The organism is Streptomyces sp. NPDC087845, from assembly GCF_044742755.1.
GTDB lineage: Bacteria > Actinomycetota > Actinomycetes > Streptomycetales > Streptomycetaceae > Streptomyces.
On record NZ_JBIUVC010000015.1, the window covers coordinates 89414 to 109362 of the forward strand.

19 protein-coding genes are annotated in these 19949 nt (G+C 70.6%); 13 read left to right on the forward strand and 6 right to left on the reverse strand.

Annotated features, from left to right (window positions below):
* Positions 1-199: 199 nt before the first annotated feature.
* Complete coding sequence (locus tag ACIOMQ_RS31345) at positions 200-910, forward strand: (2Fe-2S)-binding protein (protein ID WP_402191304.1); 711 nt, start codon at positions 200-202, stop codon at positions 908-910.
* Between the two features lie 117 nt (positions 911-1027).
* Here the strand turns inward: ACIOMQ_RS31345 and ACIOMQ_RS31350 are convergent, their stop codons facing one another.
* From ACIOMQ_RS31350 to ACIOMQ_RS31360, 3 genes are all read right to left on the reverse strand, one after another.
* Entirely contained in the window at positions 1028-1468 is a 441-nt protein-coding gene (locus ACIOMQ_RS31350; protein WP_362203134.1) for an ATP-binding protein, read from the reverse strand.
* Positions 1469-1567: 99 nt separating this feature from the next.
* On the reverse strand, positions 1568-3178 hold the full coding sequence (locus ACIOMQ_RS31355) for an ATP-binding protein (RefSeq protein WP_362203131.1): 1611 nt from the start codon (positions 3176-3178) through the stop codon (positions 1568-1570).
* Positions 3175-4389 carry a fused response regulator/phosphatase gene (locus ACIOMQ_RS31360; protein WP_362203269.1) on the reverse strand — a complete coding sequence of 405 codons (1215 nt, stop codon included), beginning with the start codon at positions 4387-4389 and terminating at the stop codon, positions 3175-3177. The genes ACIOMQ_RS31355 and ACIOMQ_RS31360 overlap by 4 nt, the downstream gene beginning before the upstream one ends.
* 348 nt (positions 4390-4737) lie before the next feature.
* Between ACIOMQ_RS31360 and ACIOMQ_RS31365 the strand changes: the two genes are divergently transcribed.
* Together ACIOMQ_RS31365 and ACIOMQ_RS31370 are read left to right on the forward strand one after the other, a co-directional pair.
* The gene (locus ACIOMQ_RS31365) at positions 4738-6222 is read left to right on the forward strand and encodes an SDR family NAD(P)-dependent oxidoreductase (protein WP_401988154.1); all 1485 of its coding nucleotides are present in this window, start codon (positions 4738-4740) and stop codon (positions 6220-6222) included.
* Between the two features lie 344 nt (positions 6223-6566).
* Entirely contained in the window at positions 6567-6743 is a 177-nt protein-coding gene (locus ACIOMQ_RS31370) for a hypothetical protein (RefSeq protein ID WP_362203125.1), read from the forward strand.
* 76 nt (positions 6744-6819) lie between these two features.
* On the opposite strand, the gene ACIOMQ_RS31375 is transcribed toward ACIOMQ_RS31370, so the two are convergent.
* Positions 6820-7194 carry a fluoride efflux transporter FluC gene (locus tag ACIOMQ_RS31375; RefSeq protein WP_401267826.1) on the reverse strand — a complete coding sequence of 125 codons (375 nt, stop codon included), beginning with the start codon at positions 7192-7194 and terminating at the stop codon, positions 6820-6822.
* Positions 7194-7661 (reverse strand): fluoride efflux transporter FluC, encoded by a 468-nt coding sequence (locus tag ACIOMQ_RS31380; RefSeq protein ID WP_402128441.1) that lies wholly within the window; start codon positions 7659-7661, stop codon positions 7194-7196. Before ACIOMQ_RS31380 ends, ACIOMQ_RS31375 begins: the two co-directional genes overlap by 1 nt.
* Before the next feature lie 195 nt (positions 7662-7856).
* On the opposite strand from ACIOMQ_RS31380, the gene ACIOMQ_RS31385 reads away from it, so the two are divergent.
* The 10 genes from ACIOMQ_RS31385 to ACIOMQ_RS31430 all read left to right on the forward strand — a co-directional run bounded on the left by ACIOMQ_RS31385 (position 7857) and on the right by ACIOMQ_RS31430 (position 18519).
* Positions 7857-8819 (forward strand): urea transporter, encoded by a 963-nt coding sequence (locus ACIOMQ_RS31385; protein ID WP_362203116.1) that lies wholly within the window; start codon positions 7857-7859, stop codon positions 8817-8819.
* A 57-nt stretch (positions 8820-8876) separates the two neighbouring features.
* Positions 8877-9182: an urease subunit gamma gene (locus tag ACIOMQ_RS31390; protein ID WP_014156865.1), complete on the forward strand. Its 306-nt coding sequence runs from the start codon at positions 8877-8879 to the stop codon at positions 9180-9182.
* A 5-nt stretch (positions 9183-9187) separates the two neighbouring features.
* On the forward strand, positions 9188-10015 hold the full coding sequence (locus ACIOMQ_RS31395; protein ID WP_402191307.1) for a sirohydrochlorin chelatase: 828 nt from the start codon (positions 9188-9190) through the stop codon (positions 10013-10015).
* Positions 10012-10509, forward strand: coding sequence for an urease subunit beta (locus ACIOMQ_RS31400; protein ID WP_401757117.1), 498 nt, complete (start codon positions 10012-10014; stop codon positions 10507-10509). Before ACIOMQ_RS31395 ends, ACIOMQ_RS31400 begins: the two co-directional genes overlap by 4 nt.
* A complete protein-coding gene (ureC, locus tag ACIOMQ_RS31405; protein ID WP_362203106.1) occupies positions 10509-12233 on the forward strand; it encodes an urease subunit alpha in 1725 nt (574 codons plus the stop codon). The genes ACIOMQ_RS31400 and ureC overlap by 1 nt, the downstream gene beginning before the upstream one ends.
* A 5-nt stretch (positions 12234-12238) precedes the next feature.
* Positions 12239-12997: an urease accessory UreF family protein gene (locus ACIOMQ_RS31410; protein WP_362203103.1), complete on the forward strand. Its 759-nt coding sequence runs from the start codon at positions 12239-12241 to the stop codon at positions 12995-12997.
* A 32-nt stretch (positions 12998-13029) separates the two neighbouring features.
* Positions 13030-13650, forward strand: coding sequence for an urease accessory protein UreG (ureG, locus tag ACIOMQ_RS31415; protein ID WP_362203100.1), 621 nt, complete (start codon positions 13030-13032; stop codon positions 13648-13650).
* Position 13651: 1 nt separating this feature from the next.
* Positions 13652-14617, forward strand: a complete 966-nt coding sequence (locus tag ACIOMQ_RS31420) for an urease accessory protein UreD (protein ID WP_401267845.1) — start codon at positions 13652-13654, stop codon at positions 14615-14617.
* A 43-nt stretch (positions 14618-14660) separates the two neighbouring features.
* Positions 14661-16010, forward strand: coding sequence for an ammonium transporter (locus ACIOMQ_RS31425; RefSeq protein ID WP_401267848.1), 1350 nt, complete (start codon positions 14661-14663; stop codon positions 16008-16010).
* Between the two features lie 142 nt (positions 16011-16152).
* Positions 16153-18519, forward strand: coding sequence for an alpha-L-fucosidase (locus tag ACIOMQ_RS31430; RefSeq protein WP_402191312.1), 2367 nt, complete (start codon positions 16153-16155; stop codon positions 18517-18519).
* Here ACIOMQ_RS31430 and ACIOMQ_RS31435 read toward each other — a convergent pair.
* Positions 18497-19933 (reverse strand): lipase maturation factor family protein, encoded by a 1437-nt coding sequence (locus tag ACIOMQ_RS31435; protein WP_401939799.1) that lies wholly within the window; start codon positions 19931-19933, stop codon positions 18497-18499. The two genes, ACIOMQ_RS31430 and ACIOMQ_RS31435, sit on opposite strands and share 23 nt — an antisense overlap.
* Positions 19934-19949: the final 16 nt, after the last annotated feature.

The following is a 19949-nucleotide window of genomic DNA, read 5'->3' on the forward strand; positions in this document are numbered from 1 at the left end:
CTTGGGGTGGCGATCTCCCGTACTGCCTTGGTAGTACGGGAACGGTCAGGGTGTCCTCCTATCGACGGTAGTCCTCCCTCCGGAGGACTGCGGAGCGATCACTCCGACGGGGTACGGTGAACGCCGGGTCGGGGCCCGCGGCACTCCGGGTGCCCGCGAGCCACCGGTGGCGGCCCCGGAGCCGAGAAGGAGCAGTGCGATGGAGGAGCCCGCAGCGGCCTCGGTGGGCGGGTTCTTCGCACTGCGCACCACCGCGCCGCCCGAGGGGGCGCACCGCCCGCTGGCCCTGTTGTACGCGGGGGAGACAGGACCGCTCACGGCCCGGATCGACACGGTCGCCGCCCGGCTCCGTGCCCCCGAGCGCAGAGTCGCCGCCTCCATCGCACATCTGGGGCTGGCCGCCCGTCTCTGGTCGACCGCGCTCGGCCCGGCGGCACTGACCGGCCGGTTCCCCGCTCTCCCGCCCGATGCCCTGCACTGGGACCCGAGGCGCAGCAGCCCGGACGACCTGTGGCTGAGCACCTCCGAAACGCTGCCCGCCACCGCGGGACGGATCCGGGAGGCCGTCCAGTTCGGCCACCTCGTGCCCCTCGCCGAGGCGATCCACCGGGACGGCCCCCTGTCGGACCGGCTGCTGTGGGGCAACGCCGGGTCGGCGCTGGCGGGAGCCCTGCGCGAACTGGTCGCCTGGGCGCGGAGCAACCGCCGCCCCGACGTGTCCGGACGGGCCCGCGCACTGGCCGCCGAACTGTTCGACCACCCCGACCTCCGGAACACCGGCGCCCCGCACGACCCGGCGTTCCGCCGCCGCAGCTGCTGCCTGTACTACCGCTGCCCGGCCGGCGGCCTGTGCGGTGACTGCGTCTTCGACCGCGCACCGGACCCTTCCGCGAGCCGCCGGCCGTCGTGAGTCCAGGATCTCTCCGAGCCGTCGCCGCGGTCGGCCCGGACGAGCGTTCCACCCGGCCCCGCCCGCGCCGGGCCGACCGTGGTCGTGGGGCGGGCGGCGTCCCGCCCGCCCCACAGCTCAGCTGCTCAGCTCGAACTCGGCCCGGATGCGCTTGCCCACCGGCACGCGCTCGGCGGTCAGCCGGTCGCACAGCGCCACGACGATCTCCATGCCGTGGCCGCCGGGGCGCGTCGGGTCGGGTGAGTAGAACAGCGGCAGGGCCGTGCTGCTGTCGTAGACCGTGACGCTGACACGCTCCGCGGTGCCCTCCAGCTCCAGCAGATACGGGCCCTGGCTGTAGCGGTCCGCATTGGTGACCAGTTCGCTCACGGCCAGCATCAGATCGCCGCGGGTGTGCTCGCCGAACACGGCGAGCCACTCGGCGGCCAGCCGGACCAGGAAGCGGTCGGCCAGGGCCCGGGCGCGCGCGATGCAGCCGGGTTCGCCGTCGAACACCTCGGCGCTGTGCAGAACCTCCGTGGGCCGGTCGGCCGGTCGCGAGGTGACCTGTTCGTTCATGTGCTCCAGCCAGGGCGACGCAGGGGTGTTCGATGACAACTTCTCGACGTTCGCCTACCCGCGACGAACGGTCCCACTCCGGGGAGAACCCGGCAGATCTCAGCCATGGACGGGACTCCCGGCTGCGGGGTCCGCGGCGAGCTGCCGCGCCTCGGTGCGGGCGGCCGGCAGCGTGAAGCGGATGCAGGTGCCCTCGGCGGTCTCCGGGTCCAGCCAGATGCCGCCCCCGTGCAGCTCCACGATCTTCCGGCAGAGAGCCAGACCGATGCCCGTGCCCTCGTACTCGTCCCTGCCGTGCAGGCGCTGGAAGATGACGAACACCTTCTGCGAGAACTCCGGCGCGATGCCGATGCCGTTGTCCGCCACCCGGAAGTGCCAGTCGTCGCCCTCCCGGACGCAGCCGACCGTGATCCGGCACGGCACGTCGGGCCGGCGGAACTTCAGCGCGTTGCCGATCAGGTTCTGCCAGACCATGGAGAGCGCCGTCGGGTCCCCGTTCAGCGCGGGCAGCGGACCCTCCCGTACGACCGTGGCACCGGACTCCTCGACGACCAGCGCGAGATTGGCCAGCGCCCGGTCGAGAGAGCGGTCGAGATCGACCTGCTTCCACCGGTCGTGCACCCGTCCCATGCGGGAGAGGGTGAGCAGATCGTCGATCAGCACCTGCATCCGCCCGGCGCCGTCGACCGCGTAGTCGATGTACTGCCGCGCCCGGTCGTCGAGCTGTGCGCCGTACCGCTTCTCCAGAAGACCGCAGAACGAGGCGACCTTGCGCAGCGGCTCCTGCAGATCGTGCGAGGCGACGTAGGCGAACTGCTCCAGTTCGGCATTGGACCGGCGCAGCTCCTGCGCCTGTTCCGCCAGCAGTACCTCGCGGTCCCGGGACTCGGCGAGCTCCTCGACGATGCGGCGGCGCATGTCCTCGACGGCCGTCGCCACCGCCCGCACGTCGGACGGCCCGTCGACCGCGATCCGGTTGCCGAACGCCCCCGAGCTGACCGTCTCCGATGCGGCGGTCAGCCGGCCGAGCGGCCGGCCCACCATCCGGTGCAGCAGCAGACTCAGCGAGCCGACCGCGAGCAGAAAGCCCACGACCAGCGAAATGAGCATCTTGTCGCGGGTGGCGCGGGCGGTACCCAGATCGGCGCGGGCCCGGTCGCGCGCCACGTCGAGGTGCGCCTGCTGCGCCGTGTACAGCCGCCGCAGGGTGTCGAATTCGTTCTTGCTCCGCCGGATCGGGGCGGACGACTCGGACGCCGGGCCGTCCCGGCGGACCGCGGCGACCAGCGGCTCGGCATGGCGGCTGCGCCATTCCCGGGCGGCCGCGGCGATCCGGTCGAGATCGCGGGCGAAGGGCTGCTCGTCCCCGACGAGCGCACGCACCCTGGCCATCCGCAGCTGCTCGTCCCGCATCCCCGCTTCGTAGGGCCGCAGGAAGGCCGAGTCGCCGGTGAGCGCGAATCCGCGGACCCCGGTCTCCTGGTCCAGCAGTGCGTTCTGCAACTGGAAGGACGAGGAGCGGGCGGGCTGGATGCGGTCCACCAACTCGGTGGTGCGGTCGGACATCCGGGACAGGACCAGACCGCCGACGGTCAGGCCCACGCAGACGACCAGCACGAACACGGCGAGAATCAGGTGGACCCAGTTCTGCACCGACAGTCGCGAGGCCAGGCCGCGCCGGGGCCCCGGCGGCGTGTCCCGGCCGCTCATCGCGGCGTCCCCCGTCCCCAGCCCAGATGGAGCACGGCCACGTCGTCGGCGAGACCGCCGTACGGGGACGCCGCCTCCGCGGCCTCGTCCACCAGGGTGTCCACGAAGGGGCGGGCGGCCAGCGCCCCGTGGCTGCGGGCCATGGCGAGCAGCCCGTCCTCGCCCAACCGGGAGCCCGGCCCCGTACGCCCTTCGAAGAGGCCGTCCGTGAAGAGGACGAGCCGGCCGTCCCCGGGCAGGGACAGTTCCGAGACGCTCCACCGTCCCGCCCCCGGCAGCAGCCCCAGGGCCATTCCCGGCTCGGGCTCGACCCAGCTCACCCGGGCACCGCTGCGCAGCAGCAGTCCGGGGTGACCGGCCCGCACCACCTGCACCCGGCGCCGGTCCGGTGCGAAGGCCAGCGAGGTGACGGTGGCGAAGACATGCGGGTCGGAGCGTTCGGCGACCAGGATCTCCTCCAGCAGCCGGACCTGTTCGAGCAGGTCGGTGGCGCACAGCACCGCCGTGCGCCAGGCCACCCGCAGGCAGACACCCAGGGCCGCCTCCGCGGCCCCGTGCCCCGACACATCGCCGATCACCGCGTGCACCGTGCCGTCCGAGGTCTGCACCACGTCGTAGAAGTCACCGCTGAGCAGGGCGTGCGCCCGGCCCGGCGCGTACCGTGCCACCGCTTCGAAGGAATCGTCGTGCAGCAGGGGCACGGGCAGCAGCCCGCGTTCGAGGCGGGCGTTCTCCTGCGCCATCAGCCGGTTGGCGCGCAGCGCCGCGGCGGCCCGCTCGACCTGTTTGCGCTGGAGGGCGTAACGGACCGAGCGGCCCAGCGCCTCCGGATCGAGCCGGCCCTTGACGAGGTAGTCCTGGGCGCCGGTCGCCACGGCCGACAGGCCCGTATCGGACTCGGCCCTGCCGGTCAGCACCACAATGGCCGCGTCGGGTGCCGACTCGACGATCTGGGTCACCGCGTCCAGACCGTGGACGTCGGGCAGGTGCAGATCGAGCAGTACGCAGCACGGGGTCCGGCAGCCGGCCAGGAACCGGCGTGCCTCCGCGAGTGTCCTGCACCAGGTCAGTGCCGAGTCCAGCTCGCCGTCCGTGAGCATCTCCTCGACGAGGAGGGCATCGCCGGCGTCGTCCTCGACCAGCAGGACCACGGCGTCGACCTTCCACACCGAACCGTCGCCGGAGCCGGCCGGGGGAAGCCCGTTCTGCACGGGGACGGCGGCCGGGCGCTCGGATGGTCTGGTAGGAGAGCCGCCCGCCGGGAGCTCGGCCACTCTCCACCCCCTCGTACGGACGGTACGGCTCAGCCCCGGCCGTATCGCAGGGAAGCATATGTGACCGGCCGGTGGCGGGGCCGTCGGGGCGGAGCGGCCCCGCTCCCCGCGAGGTCTCCCGTGCCGTCCGCGCGCGGCGAACGGCTTCGTTCCGCGCTCGTCCGGCGAGTGGCGTCACACGAACGGAGCAGCATCCCGTGCATGGCAGACTTGACCGGGGCGTTCGGCCCGGCAGAGCAGGTACGGCGGTCGGCGCCACGAGGGACAAGCGACAGAGGAACGGCAATGACGGTGACAGAGGACAGCCCGGAGTTCGCTTCCGGTACTGAGGAGTTCGGTCCCGGTATCGACCCGGAGCGGCTGGCCGTCTGCCTGAGCGTGCTCGACGAACTCGACACCATCGAGATCGACCACCCCGACGCCATCGCCGTGCGCCGCGCCACGGCCGGGATCTACCGGACCGTGAAGCAGCGCCGCCGTCAGGAGCGCCGCGCCGCCAAGACCGCGCACGACAAGGCCGTCACCGAGGCCACCGCGACCGGTTCGGCCGACCGCATCGACGACGAGACCCAGGGGGTCCTGCCGTCGTCCTCGGCGCGTGCCGAGATCGCCGGGGTCCTCCAGCGCCCCCGGTCCTGCTACATCTGCAAGACCCGGTACGTCGAGGTGGACGCGTTCTACCACCAGCTCTGCCAGCAGTGCGCGAAGGAGAACCGCTCGCGCCGCGACGCGCGGACCGACCTCACCGGCCGGCGCGCGCTCCTCACCGGCGGCCGCGCGAAGATCGGCATGTACATCGCGCTGCGGCTGCTGCGCGACGGTGCGCACACCACCATCACCACCCGGTTCCCCAACGACGCCATCCGCCGCTTCAAGGCGATGCCGGACAGCGACGAGTGGATCCACCGGCTGAAGATCGTCGGCATCGATCTGCGCGACCCCGCGCAGGTCGTCGCGCTCGCCGACTCGGTCGCGGCCGAGGGCCCGCTGGACATCCTGATCAACAACGCGGCGCAGACGGTGCGGCGCTCCGCGAACGCGTACAGCGAACTGGTCAACGCCGAGTCGGCTCCGCTTCCGGCGGGGGAGCTGCCCGCCGCCGAGGTCATCGGCACCTTCGGCAGCGGCACCGTCGAGCGCGTCGCGGCTCTCCCGGCCGCCCGGAAGGAAGGCTTGACCGCGCAGGACGTCACCGAGCTCGCCCTGGTCACCGGGTCGGCCTCGCTGGAGCGGATCGCCGCCGGAACGGCGATCGACGCGGGCGGCCTCGTGCCCGACCTGCACGACACCAACAGCTGGATCCAGACGGTCGAGGAGGTCGAACCGATCGAGCTGCTGGAAGTCCAGCTCTGCAACTCCACCGCGCCGTTCATCCTGATCAGCCGGCTCCGCCCGGCGATGGCGGCAACCACCGCCAAGCGCGCCTACGTGGTCAACGTGTCCGCGATGGAAGGGGTGTTCAGCCGCGGCTACAAGGGCGCGGGCCACCCGCACACCAACATGGCCAAGGCCGCGCTGAACATGCTCACCCGCACCAGCGCACAGGAGATGTTCGAGAAGGACGGCATCCTGATGACGGCCGTGGACACCGGCTGGATCACCGACGAACGCCCGCACCCCGACAAGATCCGTCTCGCGGAGGAGGGCTTCCACGCCCCGCTCGACCTGGTCGACGGCGCCGCCCGCGTCTACGACCCGATCGTGCGCGGCGAGGAGGGCGAGGACCTGTACGGCTGCTTCCTCAAGGATTACGCGCCCGCGAACTGGTAGTCGACCGGTCGAACCGTGCGTGCGGCGCCGTGGACCTGGCCGGAGCATCGCTCCTGGCCAGGTCTTTTCCGCATGAGATGGCTGAAAGTGACCTACGGCATACGTTCCATCGAGCAGGAACGCGCTCATTTGGTTACTCTGATGCGAACGGACGTCACCGGGGAGTCCACAAACCCTCCTCGGCCGTCCTGGGACAGGCTTGTCAACCGAGTCGCCGTCCCGCCCCGTATCCGGCGCCACCGCGACCGAACTGATCTTGCCCCTGCCCTCGCGGGTGGTCGACTCCCGGTTGTGAGGCCGGGCGTCGGTGACGCCCGGGGTTACGCGACACAAAGGAGTGCGCGGTGACGACACCAGAACTGACGAAGCACGAGAAACCACCGGCCGAACGCCACGGAGAGCGGGCCCGCGGTCCCGAGAAGCTCCGGAACATCGAAGTCTGGGCCAGGTCCGCACCGATCCGGCTGGCCGGCTACGAGGACGACCTCGCCGAGCCGCACATCCTGCCCGGCATCGACTGAGCGCTTCACCCACGGACTCCGGCCCGCCTCCCGCAAGGGGCGGGCCGGAGTCCGGCCGTTCTTGGGCATCCGCCGCTCAGAACACCGCCTTCGCCACAGCGGCCCCGGCGAACGAGAGCCCGACCCCCGCGCCGACGCTGAGCAGTAGATAGCCGGCCGCGGTGCCCAGCCGGCGGGCCGATGTCAGGGTCAGCAGCTCGTACGAGAACGTCGACCAGGTCGACAGGGCGCCGCAGAAACCGGTGGCGAGCAGCAGGTGGAGGCGGTGGCCGATGCCTCCGCCGGTCACCGCCTCGGAGAGGAACCCGAGGAGCAGCGCCGCACCGGTGTTCGCCGCGAAGGTGCCCCACGGGAAGGCGGTGTGCAGGCGGTACTTGGCGTCCACACCGAGCAGGTACCGGAGGGGCGCGCCGACCAGCCCGCCGGCGACCACGAGCAGCCAGTCCGGCATCACGTACCGTCCTGCGCCCGGTGGCCGCGCCCGAACGCGATGTGCGTGAGGAAGGCTCCGGCCGTCACCGCGGCCAGCGCCGCCACGACCGTCAGCAGCAGGCAGCCGACCGCATAGCCCGGCCGGCCGTGCTCGAAGAGCTGCCGCACGTCGTCCGTGTAGTGCGAGAACGAGGTGAACCCGCCGAGCAGGCCGGTGCCCAGGAGCGGGCTGATCAGACGCGGCGCGCCGGGAAAGCGCAGCTTCACGGTGACCATCAGGCTCCCCATCAGGAGACAGCCCACCACGTTGACCAGCAGGATCGTCCAGGGGAATGCCGAGGGGCCGGTCGGCCAGAGGAGTTCGGCGCCATGGCGTGCCGAGGCTCCGGCGGCGCCGCCGATCGCGACGACCGCCACGACGCCGAGCTGCACCCCGGGGTGGTGATCGGGATGGGTGAGGCGGTGCAACCGCATCTTCGGGGGCATCCGGCGACGGTAACGAGCGGCGGCGGAGGCGGGGCGCGCAGCGCGCTGATCCACCCCCAGCGGAACCTCAATGGGGCAGTGGGACGCCCCACAACGGGAAAAGACGCTCCTGGTGTGTCTTCATGGCAGTAAGTGACCCTCCGCCCCCTCTCCGTATGCGTGAGAGCGGCCCTCCGCCGACCGTTGGAGTCCGTCTTGCCCGTCGCCGAGCCGGATGCCGTCCGAAGACTCGAAAGCCGGCAGCCGATCGCCTACCTCCTGGCATCGGTGCGCGGAGTCGGGCAGGTCGACCTCCAACCCGGCATCTGGACAGGTGCGTTCATCCTCGCCGGGCTGTGGGCGGCGGGCTGGCAGATCGGCCTCTTCGCCACGCTCGGGACCCTGATCTCCACCGCGACCGCCTACGTACTGGGAGTTGACCGGTCGGGCATCGCCCTCGGACTCCATGGTTACAGCGGCTGCCTCACCGGCATCGCGCTGGTCGTCTCGCTCGGACACCATCCCGCCACCTATGTGCTCGCCGTCGTCGGCAGCGTCATGTGCACCCTGCTGATGGCGGCGCTCACCACGCTGCTCGCCCCCTATGGACTGACGGCGCTCACCGCGCCGTTCTGCCTGGTCTCCGGCGTCATGGTGGTCGGTGCGCCGTCCTTCGGCCGGATCTGGCACGGCGCTCCGAAGGCCGTTTCCAGCACCACCCGCGGGGGCACCGGAATCTCCTGGAACGACCTGTGGCACGGCTTCTTCACCAATGTGTCGCAGATCTTCCTGGTCGGTGACTGGTACGTCGGGCTGATCATGCTCGTCGGGCTGGCCTTCGCCGGAGTCCGCGTGGTGCTCCACGCGGCGGCGGGCAGTGTCGTGGGAATCGTCGCGGCCTGGGCGCTCGGCGCCCCGACGGCACTGATCGCCGAGGGCATCTACGGATACAACGCCGTTCTCGTCGCGATCGCCGTCGGCGCGGTCTTCCTCACCGGCACGGTGTGGAACGGGGCGTACGCGCTCTTCGGCGCCGCGGTCACCACCGGCCTGACGGCCTCGCTGACGTCGTTCTTCCAGCCGTTCGGCGGACACACCTTCACCTGGCCGTTCATCCTCACGACCTGGGTGTTCATGGCGGCCGTGCCCCTGTTGCCACGGTTCCGCCGGAGCGGCTGACCCCGCCCGCCCACCAAATCGCCCCCTCTCCCGTACATCCCGAGGAAGGTACCGCCGATGAACCTCGCACCTCGCGAGATCGACAAACTGCTCGTGTACGTAGTGGCCGACCTGGCCCGCAAACGCCAGGGCCGCGGTCTCAAGCTCAACTACAGCGAGTCCGTGGCTCTGATCACCGAGGCGATCCTGGAGGCCGCCCGGGACGGCAGGAGCGTCGCCGACTGCATGGAACTCGGCCGTCAGATCGTCGGCGAGGACGACACCATGCCCGGCGTACGGGAGATGCTCGGGCTGCTCCAGGTCGAGGCATCCTTCGTGGACGGCACCAAGCTGGTGTCCTGCCACGATCCCATCGGCGGCTGAGTCCCGTGTCCGACCACTGCCGGGTCATCGCCGTGTGCGGCCACGAAGCCGCGCACGGGGAAGCGCTGCGCGGCCTGGTGGACCCCGCGGTGATCGTCGTGCCGAGCGGGCGGGAGCTCTACCGGAGCGTCGCCGGGCTGACGCGAAGAGGGGAACGGGGCTGCGTCGTCCCGATGACACTCGGCCGCGATCCGGAACTCGTCGCGGACACCGCCCGTACGCTGGGCGCGCTGCCCACCGCCGAACGCTCCGGGACCGTACTCGCCCGGCCCTTCGGCACCTCCCAGCACCTGATCGGCTGGCTGCGGGCGGCGGCCAGCCGCGTTCCCGCCACGTCGGCGCTGCTCGTCACCGCCCCGTCCGGCGACCCCTTCGACGACGCCGAGCTGTACCGGGTCGCGAGTCTGGTCCGCCGCCACGGCAGGCACTCCTCGGTCGAGGTCGCGTTCAGCGGCGGCGATCCCGATCCGGCCGAAGGCGTCCGGCGATGCCGGCTGCTCGGCGCCACCCGCGTGGTGCTGGTCCCCGCCGCCTTCGCACTGCCGCAGGTACCCGACGGATCGGGCGCACACGTCGCATGCGCCGGTCCGCCGGTGCCGCCCGCCGCGCTGGCCCGGGTCCTCGCCGAGCGCGTGGCCGACGCCGGGCGGCGGTGGAGCGAGCGCGGTGACGACGGCATCGCGACCGGACTGGCCGCGGCCGACGGCCACGGTCACTCCCACACCCATCCGCCGGGCGAGGAGCACGACCATGTGCGCGGGCACGGACATCCGCACCCGCATCAGCACCCGCACGTGCATGGTGCGGGCCGAGTCATCAGGAGCACCGTATGACGTTCCGTCAGAAGTACCTCTACGGCAAGGACCCGATCGAGATCAACGCCGGTCGCCGCACGGTCAGGCTCACCGTCAGCAACACCGGCGACCGCGCGGTCCAGGTCGGGTCGCACTACCACTTCTTCGAGGTCAACTCGGCGCTGTCGTTCGACCGCCAGAAGGCGCTCGGCATGCACCTGAACATTCCCGCCGGCACCTCCGTACGCATCGAGCCCGGCGGATCGCGCGAGGTGGAGCTGTGCGCGTACGCCGGCACGGGCCGCCTCGTCGGTTTCAGCGGACTGCTCAACGGCAGCCTCGCCTCGCGCCCGGCCCGGGTCGAGGCCGTGCGCAAGGCGATCGAGCAGGGCTTCCAGGGCGCCAGGAACGCCGCTGAAGCCGGCTCCGGCGCACCGGCGAAGAGTGCCAGGAACACCAAGGATTCGGCCAAAGACGCCAAAGAATCCAAGAACTCCAAGGACTCCAAGGCAAAGAAGAAGGGGTCGCGCTGATGCCCATCCTGCCGCGCAAGCAGTACACCGACATGTTCGGCCCGACGGTCGGCGACCGCTTCCACCTCGCCGACACCAACCTCGTCGTCGAGGTCGAGAAGGACTTCAGCGAGGGCCAGTACGGGGACGAGGTCCTCTACGGCGGCGGCAAGACCATGCGGGACGGTATGGCCTCCGACCCGCAGGCCACCTGCGCCCAGGGCGCACTCGACACCGTCATCACCAATGTCGTGGTCATCGACCCGGTCGTCGGCGTCGTCAAGTGCGACATCGGCATCAAGGACGGCTTCATCGCGGGGATCGGCAAGTCCGGCAATCCGCAGACCCAGAACAGCGTCCACCCGGACCTGGTCATCGGGCCCGGCACGGAGGCCATCGCCGGTGAGCACCTCATCGCGACCGCGGGCGCCATCGACGCCCACGTGCACTTGATCTCGCCGCAACAGGCCGAGCAGGCCCTCACCAACGGCATCACCACCCTCATCGGCGGGGGCACCGGCCCGTCCGACGGCACGAACGGCACCACCTGTACGCCCGGCCCGTACAACATCGCCCGGTTCCTCCAGGCGGCCGAGACCTTCCCGGTCAACCTCGGCATCATGGGCAAGGGGAACGGCAGCCTGCCGGAGGCGCTCGACGAGCAGATCGCCGCCGGAGCCTGCGCCCTGAAGGTCCACGAGGACTGGGGAGCCACCCCCGCCGTGATCGACAACGCGCTGAGCGTGGCGGACCGGCACGACATCCAGATCGCCATCCACACGGACAGCCTCAACGAGAGCGGCTTCTTCGAGGACACCCGGTCGGCGATCGACGGCCGCACCATCCACACCTTCCACAGCGAGGGCGCGGGCGGCGGCCACGCCCCGGACATCCTGCGGGTCGCGGGCGAGCCCAACGTGCTGCCGTCGTCCACCAACCCGACACTGCCGTACACCAAGAACTCGGTGGACGAACTGCTCGACATGGTCATGGTCTGCCACCACCTCAGCCATGACATCCCCGAGGACGTCTCCTTCGCCGACAGCCGGGTCCGCGCCGAGACGATCGCCGCCGAGTCGGTCCTGCACGACCTCGGTGTGATCAGCATGTTCTCCTCCGACTCGCAGGCCATGGGACGCGTCGGTGAGTCCGTCACCCGGGCCTTCCAGACCGCCCACCACTGCAAGGACAAGCTCGGCATCCTGGAGGGCGACTCCGCACGCAACGACAACCAGCGGGTGCTGCGCTACCTCGCGAAGGTCACCATCAACCCGGCCATCGCCACCGGCATCTCCGACCATGTGGGGTCGATCGAGAAGGGCAAGCTCGCCGACATCGTGCTCTGGCCCATCCACTCCTTCGCCGCCAAGCCGAAGATGGTGATCAAGGGCGGCATCATCTCCTGGGCGCAGATGGGCGATCCCAACGCCTCGCTGCCGACCCCGCAGCCGGTGATCTACCGCCCGATGTTCGGGCAGTACGGCAAGGCCCTGGCGGCGACGCACGCCACCTTCATGTCCCAGGCCGGCATCGCCGCCGGGGTACCGGCCGAACTGGGCCTGGAACGCAGGGTCCTGCCGGTCGGCCGCACCCGGACCATCGGCAAGCACAACATGATCCGCAACAACGCGCTGCCGGACATCAAGGTCGACCCGGAGACGTTCAAGGTCACACTCGACGGCAAGGTCGCCACCATCGACCCGGCCGAGGAACTGCCCCTCAACCACCTGTACTTCCTGGTCTAGCGCCGATGTACCGAGACGAGAGCGACCATCCGGGCGAGGGGCCGGCAGCGACGCGGGCCGCCGCCGGAGCCCCCGAGGCCGGGCTCGGGCCGCTGCTGGTCGGCCTCCAGCTGACCGACTCGGCGTTCCCCAGCGGTTTCTACACGCTGTCGCACAGTCTCGAAGGCTTCGCCCAGGCCGGGGCGGTCGGCCCCGACAGCCTGCCGCTGCTGCTCGAAGACCTGCTGCTGCACGGCGTCGGCCCGGCCGACGCCACCGCGCTCGCGCTCGCCCACCGGGCGACCCGGGCGGGCGAACCGGAGACCGTCGTCGGAATCGACGAGCACCTGTTCGCCACCAAGCTGGGCCGGGAGATGCGCCGAGCCGCCACCCGCACCGGCCGGCAACTCCTCGACCTCGCCCGGGAGGTCTTCCACTGCCCGGAGATCGCCGACTACTTCGAGCGGGTCGTACGCGGGGAGGCACCCGGCACCCAGGCGGTGGCCGCGGGGGTCATCCACGCGGCGGCCGGCGTGCCGGTCCGTCAGGCCGTCGCCTCGGACCTGTTCGCGTTCTGCGCGAGCTTCGCGGGCGCGGCCCTGCGGCTGCGGCTGACCGACCACCGAGGGGCGCAGGTCCTGCTGCGGGGCGCCGCCCCCGTCATCGAGGCGGCCGTCGAGGACGCACTGCGGCGCGAACTCGACGACGTCGGAGCCACCGTCTTCGCCTCGGACATCATGTCGGGCCGCCATGAACGAGCCGAGGCCCGGCTCTTCGCCAGCTGATCCACCCACCCCCACACGAGTCAGGGAGCACCATGGACGACAAGGTACTGCGGGTCGGCATCGGCGGACCGGTCGGATCCGGCAAGACCGCGCTCATCGAGGCGCTGGTACCGGTACTGATCGCGCGCGGTCACCGACCCTGCGTCATCACCAACGACATCTACACGCAGGAGGACGCCCAGCACATCCGCCGCACCCTCGACGGAGTCCTCGCACCGGAACGCGTCGTCGGCGTCGAGACGGGCGCCTGCCCGCACACCGCCGTACGGGACGACCCCACGATGAATCTGGCGGCGGGCGCCGAGATGCTGGAACGCTTCCCCGACACCGACACGCTGTTCTACGAGTCCGGCGGCGACAACCTCACCCTCACCTTCAGCCCCGCCCTCGTCGATCTCTTCCTCTTCGTCCTGGACACCGCCGAGGGCGAGAAGATGCCCCGCAAGCGAGGGCCGGGCATCACCGAGTCCGACCTGCTCGTCATCAACAAGATCGATATCGCGCAGTACGTGCGCACCGACATCGGCGTCATGGAGTCCGACGCCCACCGGGTCCGCGACAACCGACCGGTCGTCCTCACCGACTGCCTCACCGGCGTCGGCATCGAGGACATCGCGGTCTATCTCGAATCGCGCCGCAAGGTGCTGATCTGACATGCGGCTCACCCCGCCCCGGCCCGCATCCGACCGGCTCGCGCCCGAGTACTACACCGCGGTCCGTGTCCCGCCGGACGTGGCGGCCCTGGCATCCGTACCCGACACGCTCGCCGCCGGCTCCCCGGCCAAGGTCGGCATCCTCGATCTGGCCTTCGCGGTGCGGGGCGGGCGCACCGAACTCGTCGAGCGCTACCAGAAGACGCCGCTGCAGATCATGCGGCCGCTGTGGATCGACCCCGCCATGCCCGCAATGAGCTACGTCTACCTGATGGCGACCGGTGGGGGCATCGCCCAGGCCGACCGCTACCGGATGGACTTCCGCTGCGGCCCCGGCGCCGAGGTGCATCTGACCACCCAGGCGGCCACCAAGATCTTTCGGATGGAACACGACTACGCGAGCCAGCGGGTCCATCTGACGGCGGAGGCCGGCGCCTACGTCGAGTACCTGCCCGATCCGCTGATCCCGTTCAAGGACTCGCGGTTCTACCAGCGCACCGAGGTCACGGTGGCGAGCGACGCCACCGTCGTCGTCGGTGACACCGTCACCGCCGGGCGGCTCGCCCGGGGCGAGCGCCACGACTACCGGATCCTCGCCGCGGATCTGCGCATCGCGCGGCCCGACGGAACACTCCTCGCCGTCGACACCCTGCGGCTGAACCCGGGCGCGACGGGGCCCGGCCACGGTGTCCTGGGGCCCGGCGTGTTCGCCGGGCACGATCACGTCGCCTCGCTCTTCGTCGTCACCGACCGCGCCCCGGCCGACGAGGTGGCCGACACCCTGCACGAGGCGCTGGCCGGGCTCGGTGTCCTGTACGGAGTCAGCGTGCTGCCCCGCGACTGCGGCGCCTGGGTCCGGCTCCTGGACGACAGCCCCGTCCGGGTCGCGGCCGCGCATGCCGCCATCCGGCACTCCGTACACCTGCTGCTCACCGGTCATCCGGCACCCGATCTGCGCAAACCGTAGTCCGTTCCCGACCCGCCCCCACACACCCACGAGGTATCCGCCGATGAACACCGCTCCCGCGCCGATGCCACCCGCCTACGACTCCGGTGACACCGCCTGGTTGCTCGCCTCCACCGCCATGGTGCTGCTGATGACGCCGGGGCTGGCGTTCTTCTACGGCGGTATGGTGCGCACCCAGCACATCCTGATGATGATCAAGATGAGCTTCGCCGCGCTCGCCTTCGGCACGCTCGTCTGGTGGGTGATCGGATACAGCCTGGCGTTCGGCCCCGATGTCGGCGGAGCCGGACTCATCGGCAACCTCGACCACGTGTTCATGCACGACATCGAGCTGACCACCCTGTCCGGTCACATCCCCACCTACGTCTACAGCACGTTCCAGATGGGCTTCGCGATCATCACCGTCGCGCTGATCAGCGGATCGATCGCCGACCGCGCCACGATGAAGGGCTGGCTCGTCTTCGTCGTGCTGTGGCTGCTCATCGTGTACATCCCGCTGGCGCACTGGGTGTTCGACCAGGACGGCTGGATCGTGAAGCACCTCGGCGCGCTCGACTTCGCGGGCGGCCTGCCGGTGGAACTCAACTCCGGCGTCGCCGGACTCGCCGTCGCGCTCGTGCTGCGGGCACCGCGCGACTTCGCCCGCCGCGAGGAACGGCCCAACAACATCCCGCTCGTCGTGATCGGTGTCGGTCTGCTCTGGTTCGGCTGGTTCGGCTTCAACTCCGGCTCCGCGCTGACCGACCAGGGCACGGCGGCCGCCGCGTTCATCAACACCCAGCTCGGTGCCGCGGGCGCGATGATCACCTGGCCGCTGGTCGAGAAGTGGCGCACCGGCAGGGTCACCACCATGGGCGTCGTCTCCTCGGCCGTCGCGGGCATGGTCGCCATCACCCCGGCCTGCGGCGAGATCAACACCCTCGGTGCCGTCATCACCGGCCTGGTCGTGGGCGCGGTCTGCGCCTACGCGATCACCCTCAAGTTCCGCTTCGACGTCGACGACACCCTCGACGTGGTGGGCGTGCACGGCGTCGGCGGACTGATCGGACTGATCATGGTCGGCCTGTTCGCCACCGCACGGATCAGCGGCAGGAAAGGGCTCTTCTACGGCGGCGGCTGGGGACTGCTGGGCAAGCAGCTCATCGCGATCGCCGCCGTGATCGCCTTCTCCTTCCTTCTCACCTGGCTCATCGCGAAGGCGGTCGATCTGGTCGTCGGATTCCGCGCCGAGGAGGAGTACGGCAGTGTTCCCGGCTCGGAGGTGGAGCGCGCCTACGACTTCCAGACCGCGGAGCGTCTCGGTGCCCTGGTTCCCGGCAAGGCCGTGACCAGCGACGACGAGCTCGTCAGACAGATCACCAAACTGCTGAGGGCCCGCGAGGAATCCAAGTGAGGCCACGGTCCGGGGCTTCGGGCCGATCGTTCGTTCCCTACAGTAACTCCGCCCAGTCATCGGATGGTTGAGGGAAAGGAGTTTCGTTCCGTCTGGAAGATTCCATTGACAGGTTCGCGACGCGATCCAATCATCGGATGTCATGACCGAACTTCCCAGACGCCATGTACTCGGAATGACGGCAGGGGCGGCAGTCGGCGCCGCCCTGCTCACCCCCGCCACCGCCGATGCGGCTCCGCGAACCGGAGCCGTACAAGCGCACGCAGAGGCCGGTGCTCCCGACGGCGACTGGGGCACCGTCCCCGCCGCCGTCCCCGTGCCCCTCGACGAGTGGTTCGACAACGACGGCATCGACACCGCCGACGCCCGCGGCGGCGACTTCGACGGCTCCGGCTACACCTTTCCCGGTGAGGAACTCCCGGCCGGCGAACGGGAGATCAACGGCACCGCGTTCCTCTTCCCCGCCTCGGGAGCGGGTGCCAAGAACAACATCGTCGCCCTCGGCCAGCGCATCGGCCTTCCGCCGGGGCGGTATCTCTCCGGACTCTTCCTCACCGCGTGCAGCTACGGGGACGCGTCCGGCAGGGCCACGGTCCACTACGCCGACGGCACCACCTCGACCCCGGTCCTCGGCGGCCCCGACTGGTACGCCGGAAGCGGCGCCGTCACCGCCGCGTACCGCTACACGGCCGACGGCGGCAAGGACCAGCACCAGGTCTCCATCGCCGTCAGCGAGATCGCGCTCGACCCGTCCAGGGAAGCCGTCGCGCTCACCCTTCCCGCCACCCAGCCCGCCGAGGCCGGCAAGCCGTCCCTGCACGTCTTCGCGCTCTCCCTCCAACCGGCCGCCCAGGGACGGGCCCTGACACTGCGGGACGCCCACTCCACCACGTCACTGTTGGACTCCGGAGCCCAGAGCGTCGAGGCCACCGTCGTCAACGCGGGCACGGTCGGCATCCTCGCCGCCGACGGCCTCACCCTCGCCGTGGACGTGCCCGGAGCGCGGACCGTCGCACCCGCCCGTATCACCCGGCTCGCCCCCGGCGACCAGGCCCGCGTCCGCATCGGCATCCGCAACAGGCCCGGCACCGCACCCGGCACCGCCCGGGACGGCAACGTTGTCGCACGCGGACGCGGACAGCAGGCCGCCACCGTCCGGCGCTCGCTCACCCTCGGCGTCCCCGACTACGCACCGACGGACGGCTCTCTCTCCACCCACCAGGCGCCGTACTGGTTCCAGGACGCGAAGTTCGGGATCTTCATCCACTGGGGGGTCTACTCCGTACCCGCCTGGGCACCCGTCGGCACACAGTACGCCGAGTGGTACTGGAACCAGATGCAGGATCCCAACAACCCCGCGTACACCCATCACCGCGACACCTACGGCGAGTCCTTCGCCTACGACGACTTCATTCCGCGGTTCCGCGCCGAGCGCTTCGACCCGCGCTCCTGGGTGGAGCTGTTCCGGGACGCCGGCGCCCAGTACCACGTCCTCACCTCGAAGCACCACGAGGGCTTCGCGCTCTGGGACACCAAGCTCTCCGACCGCAACGCGGTGAAGATGGGACCGAAGCGCGACCTCGTCAGGGAACTCTTCGACGCCTCGCGCCGCTACACCCCCGAACTCCACCGGGGGCTGTACTTCTCGATGCCCGAGTGGTTCAACCCCGACCACCCGTGGATGGGCCACGCCCCGCGCAACCCGTACACCCTGGAGCCGGTTCCGTACACCGGACACACCGCGGGCAAGGACTATGTGACCGAGTTCCAGGGCCCGCAGATGCTGGAGCTGGTCCACGGCTACGACCCCGAGATCCTCTGGTGCGACATCGGCGGCGACAACGACAGCCACCGGGTACTGGCCGAGTACTTCAACCACGCCAAGAACCGGGCCCGCCCGATCGAGGTCACCGTCAACAACCGTTCCGGGATCGGGCCGCACGACTTCACCACGCCCGAGTACACGACGTACGACCGGATCGTCACCGCGAAGTGGGAGTCCAGCCGCGGCCTCGACCCGTTCAGCTACGGCTACAACGCCCAGACGCCGGACGAGAAGTACATGACGGCCGAGGAGATCGTGCACTCGCTCGTCGACATCGTCTCCAAGAACGGCAACCTCCTGCTCGACATCGGCCCGAAGGCCGACGGCACGATCCCCGGCATCATGCAGCGCAGGCTGCGCGAGACGGGGGAGTGGCTGAGGACCAACGGGGAGGCCGTCTACGACACCACGTACTGGGCGCGGATGCCGCAGCTCGGCGAGGACCTGCGGTTCACCGTACGGCCCGGCAAGGCGTTCTACATCCACTCGCTGGCGCGACCGGGCGCGACCCTCACCGTCGAGGCCCCGGTGCCGATCCGCAGCGGTGACCGGGTCACCCTGCTCGGTCACGACCGGCCGCTCCGCTGGCGCACCACGGGCGGCTCGCTGGTGATCGACGTACCGGCGGCGGCCCGCAGGACAGGACAGCACGCCTGGGTGTTCAAGGTCGCCCGGTCGGGCTGAGCCGGGACGGGCCGAGTGAGACGGGGGGCATGAAGTCCCGCACACGGGTGCGGTGCCACCAGCATCCGGTGGCCCGCAGTTCGCGCCAGGTCGTGTACCGGTAGCGGTACACCCTGGCGCGGACATGCGCGGGCGGGGCGTCGGGGAACGGGTTGTGCCGCAGCAGCCGCAGGGTGTCCCGGTCGTTCTCCAGCAGCCGTTCCACGAACTGGCCGAACCAGGGGGCCGCGTACGCGGGGGAGAGCGCCGCGAACCACATCAGCCAGTCGAGCCGCAGATGGTACGGGGCGAACTGACGGGGCAGCCGGCGCGGATCGCCCGGCTTGCCGCGGAAGCCGTACTCCTGCCACACCGTGCCGTCGTGGAGCACCCGCTCGTCCGTGCCCTCGACCACGACCTCCAGCCGGACCCGGCTGATGCTGCCGAACGCGCCGTAGGTGTTGACCAGGTGCAGCGGGTCGAACGAGCGGTTCATCACCTGGTGGCGGGAGACCAGGTTGCGTGCCGGGCGGTAGCTGAGGAACACCACCAGCGCGGTGACCGCGAGGACGACGATCTCGTACCAGAGGGGCGGTGCGGACTGCGCCGGCGGCCGGGTGAACAGGGACCAGTCGACGGCGGACAGCGCGAGGGTGATCGTCACCCAGTTCAGCCAGGCGAAGTTCCCCGAGAGGACCAGCCACAGCTGGGTGGCGATCATCAGCCCCGCGGCCGCGCTCGCCACCGGCTGCGGAGTGAAGAGGAGCACCGGCACCAGGAGTTGGGTGACGTGGTTCGCCGCCACCTCGACCCGGTGGACGGGCCCCGGCAGCCGGTGGAAGAACCAGCTCAGCGGTCCCGGCATCGGCTGGGTCTCGTGGTGGTAGTACAGGCACGTCAGCCTGCGCCAGCACTCGTCGCCGCGGATCTTGATCATCCCGGCGCCGAACTCCACCCGGAACAGCACCCAGCGCAGCAGCCAGAGCACCAGGACGGGCGGAGCCGTGCGCGCGTTGCCGAGGAACACGGCGAGGAAGCCGGTCTCCAGCAGCAACGACTCCCAGCCGAAGCTGTACCAGGTCTGGCCGACCTGGACGATCGAGAGGTAGAGCGCCCAGGGCAGCGCCCAGAGCAGCATCGCGGCCCAGAGCGGAACGTATGAGTCCAACCCCGCGAGCAGGGCGACCGCGAGCGCGCAGCCGGTCCAGGAGACGAGCGCGAAGAAACGGTCGGAGTAGTGGAGCCGGAAGAGGCCGGGCGCACTGCGCCAGTCGGTACGCCGCAGGAAGTCGGGTACGGGCAGCATCCCGCGTTCACCGATCAGCGCCCGGAACTGGAGCACGGCGGTGAGGAAGGCGAACAGGTAGACGCCGGCGAGAGCCCGCTGGAAGATCAGCCGGCTGAGCCAGTACCCGTCTGCGGTGAACCACTCCATCGCTTCCAGTATCGGC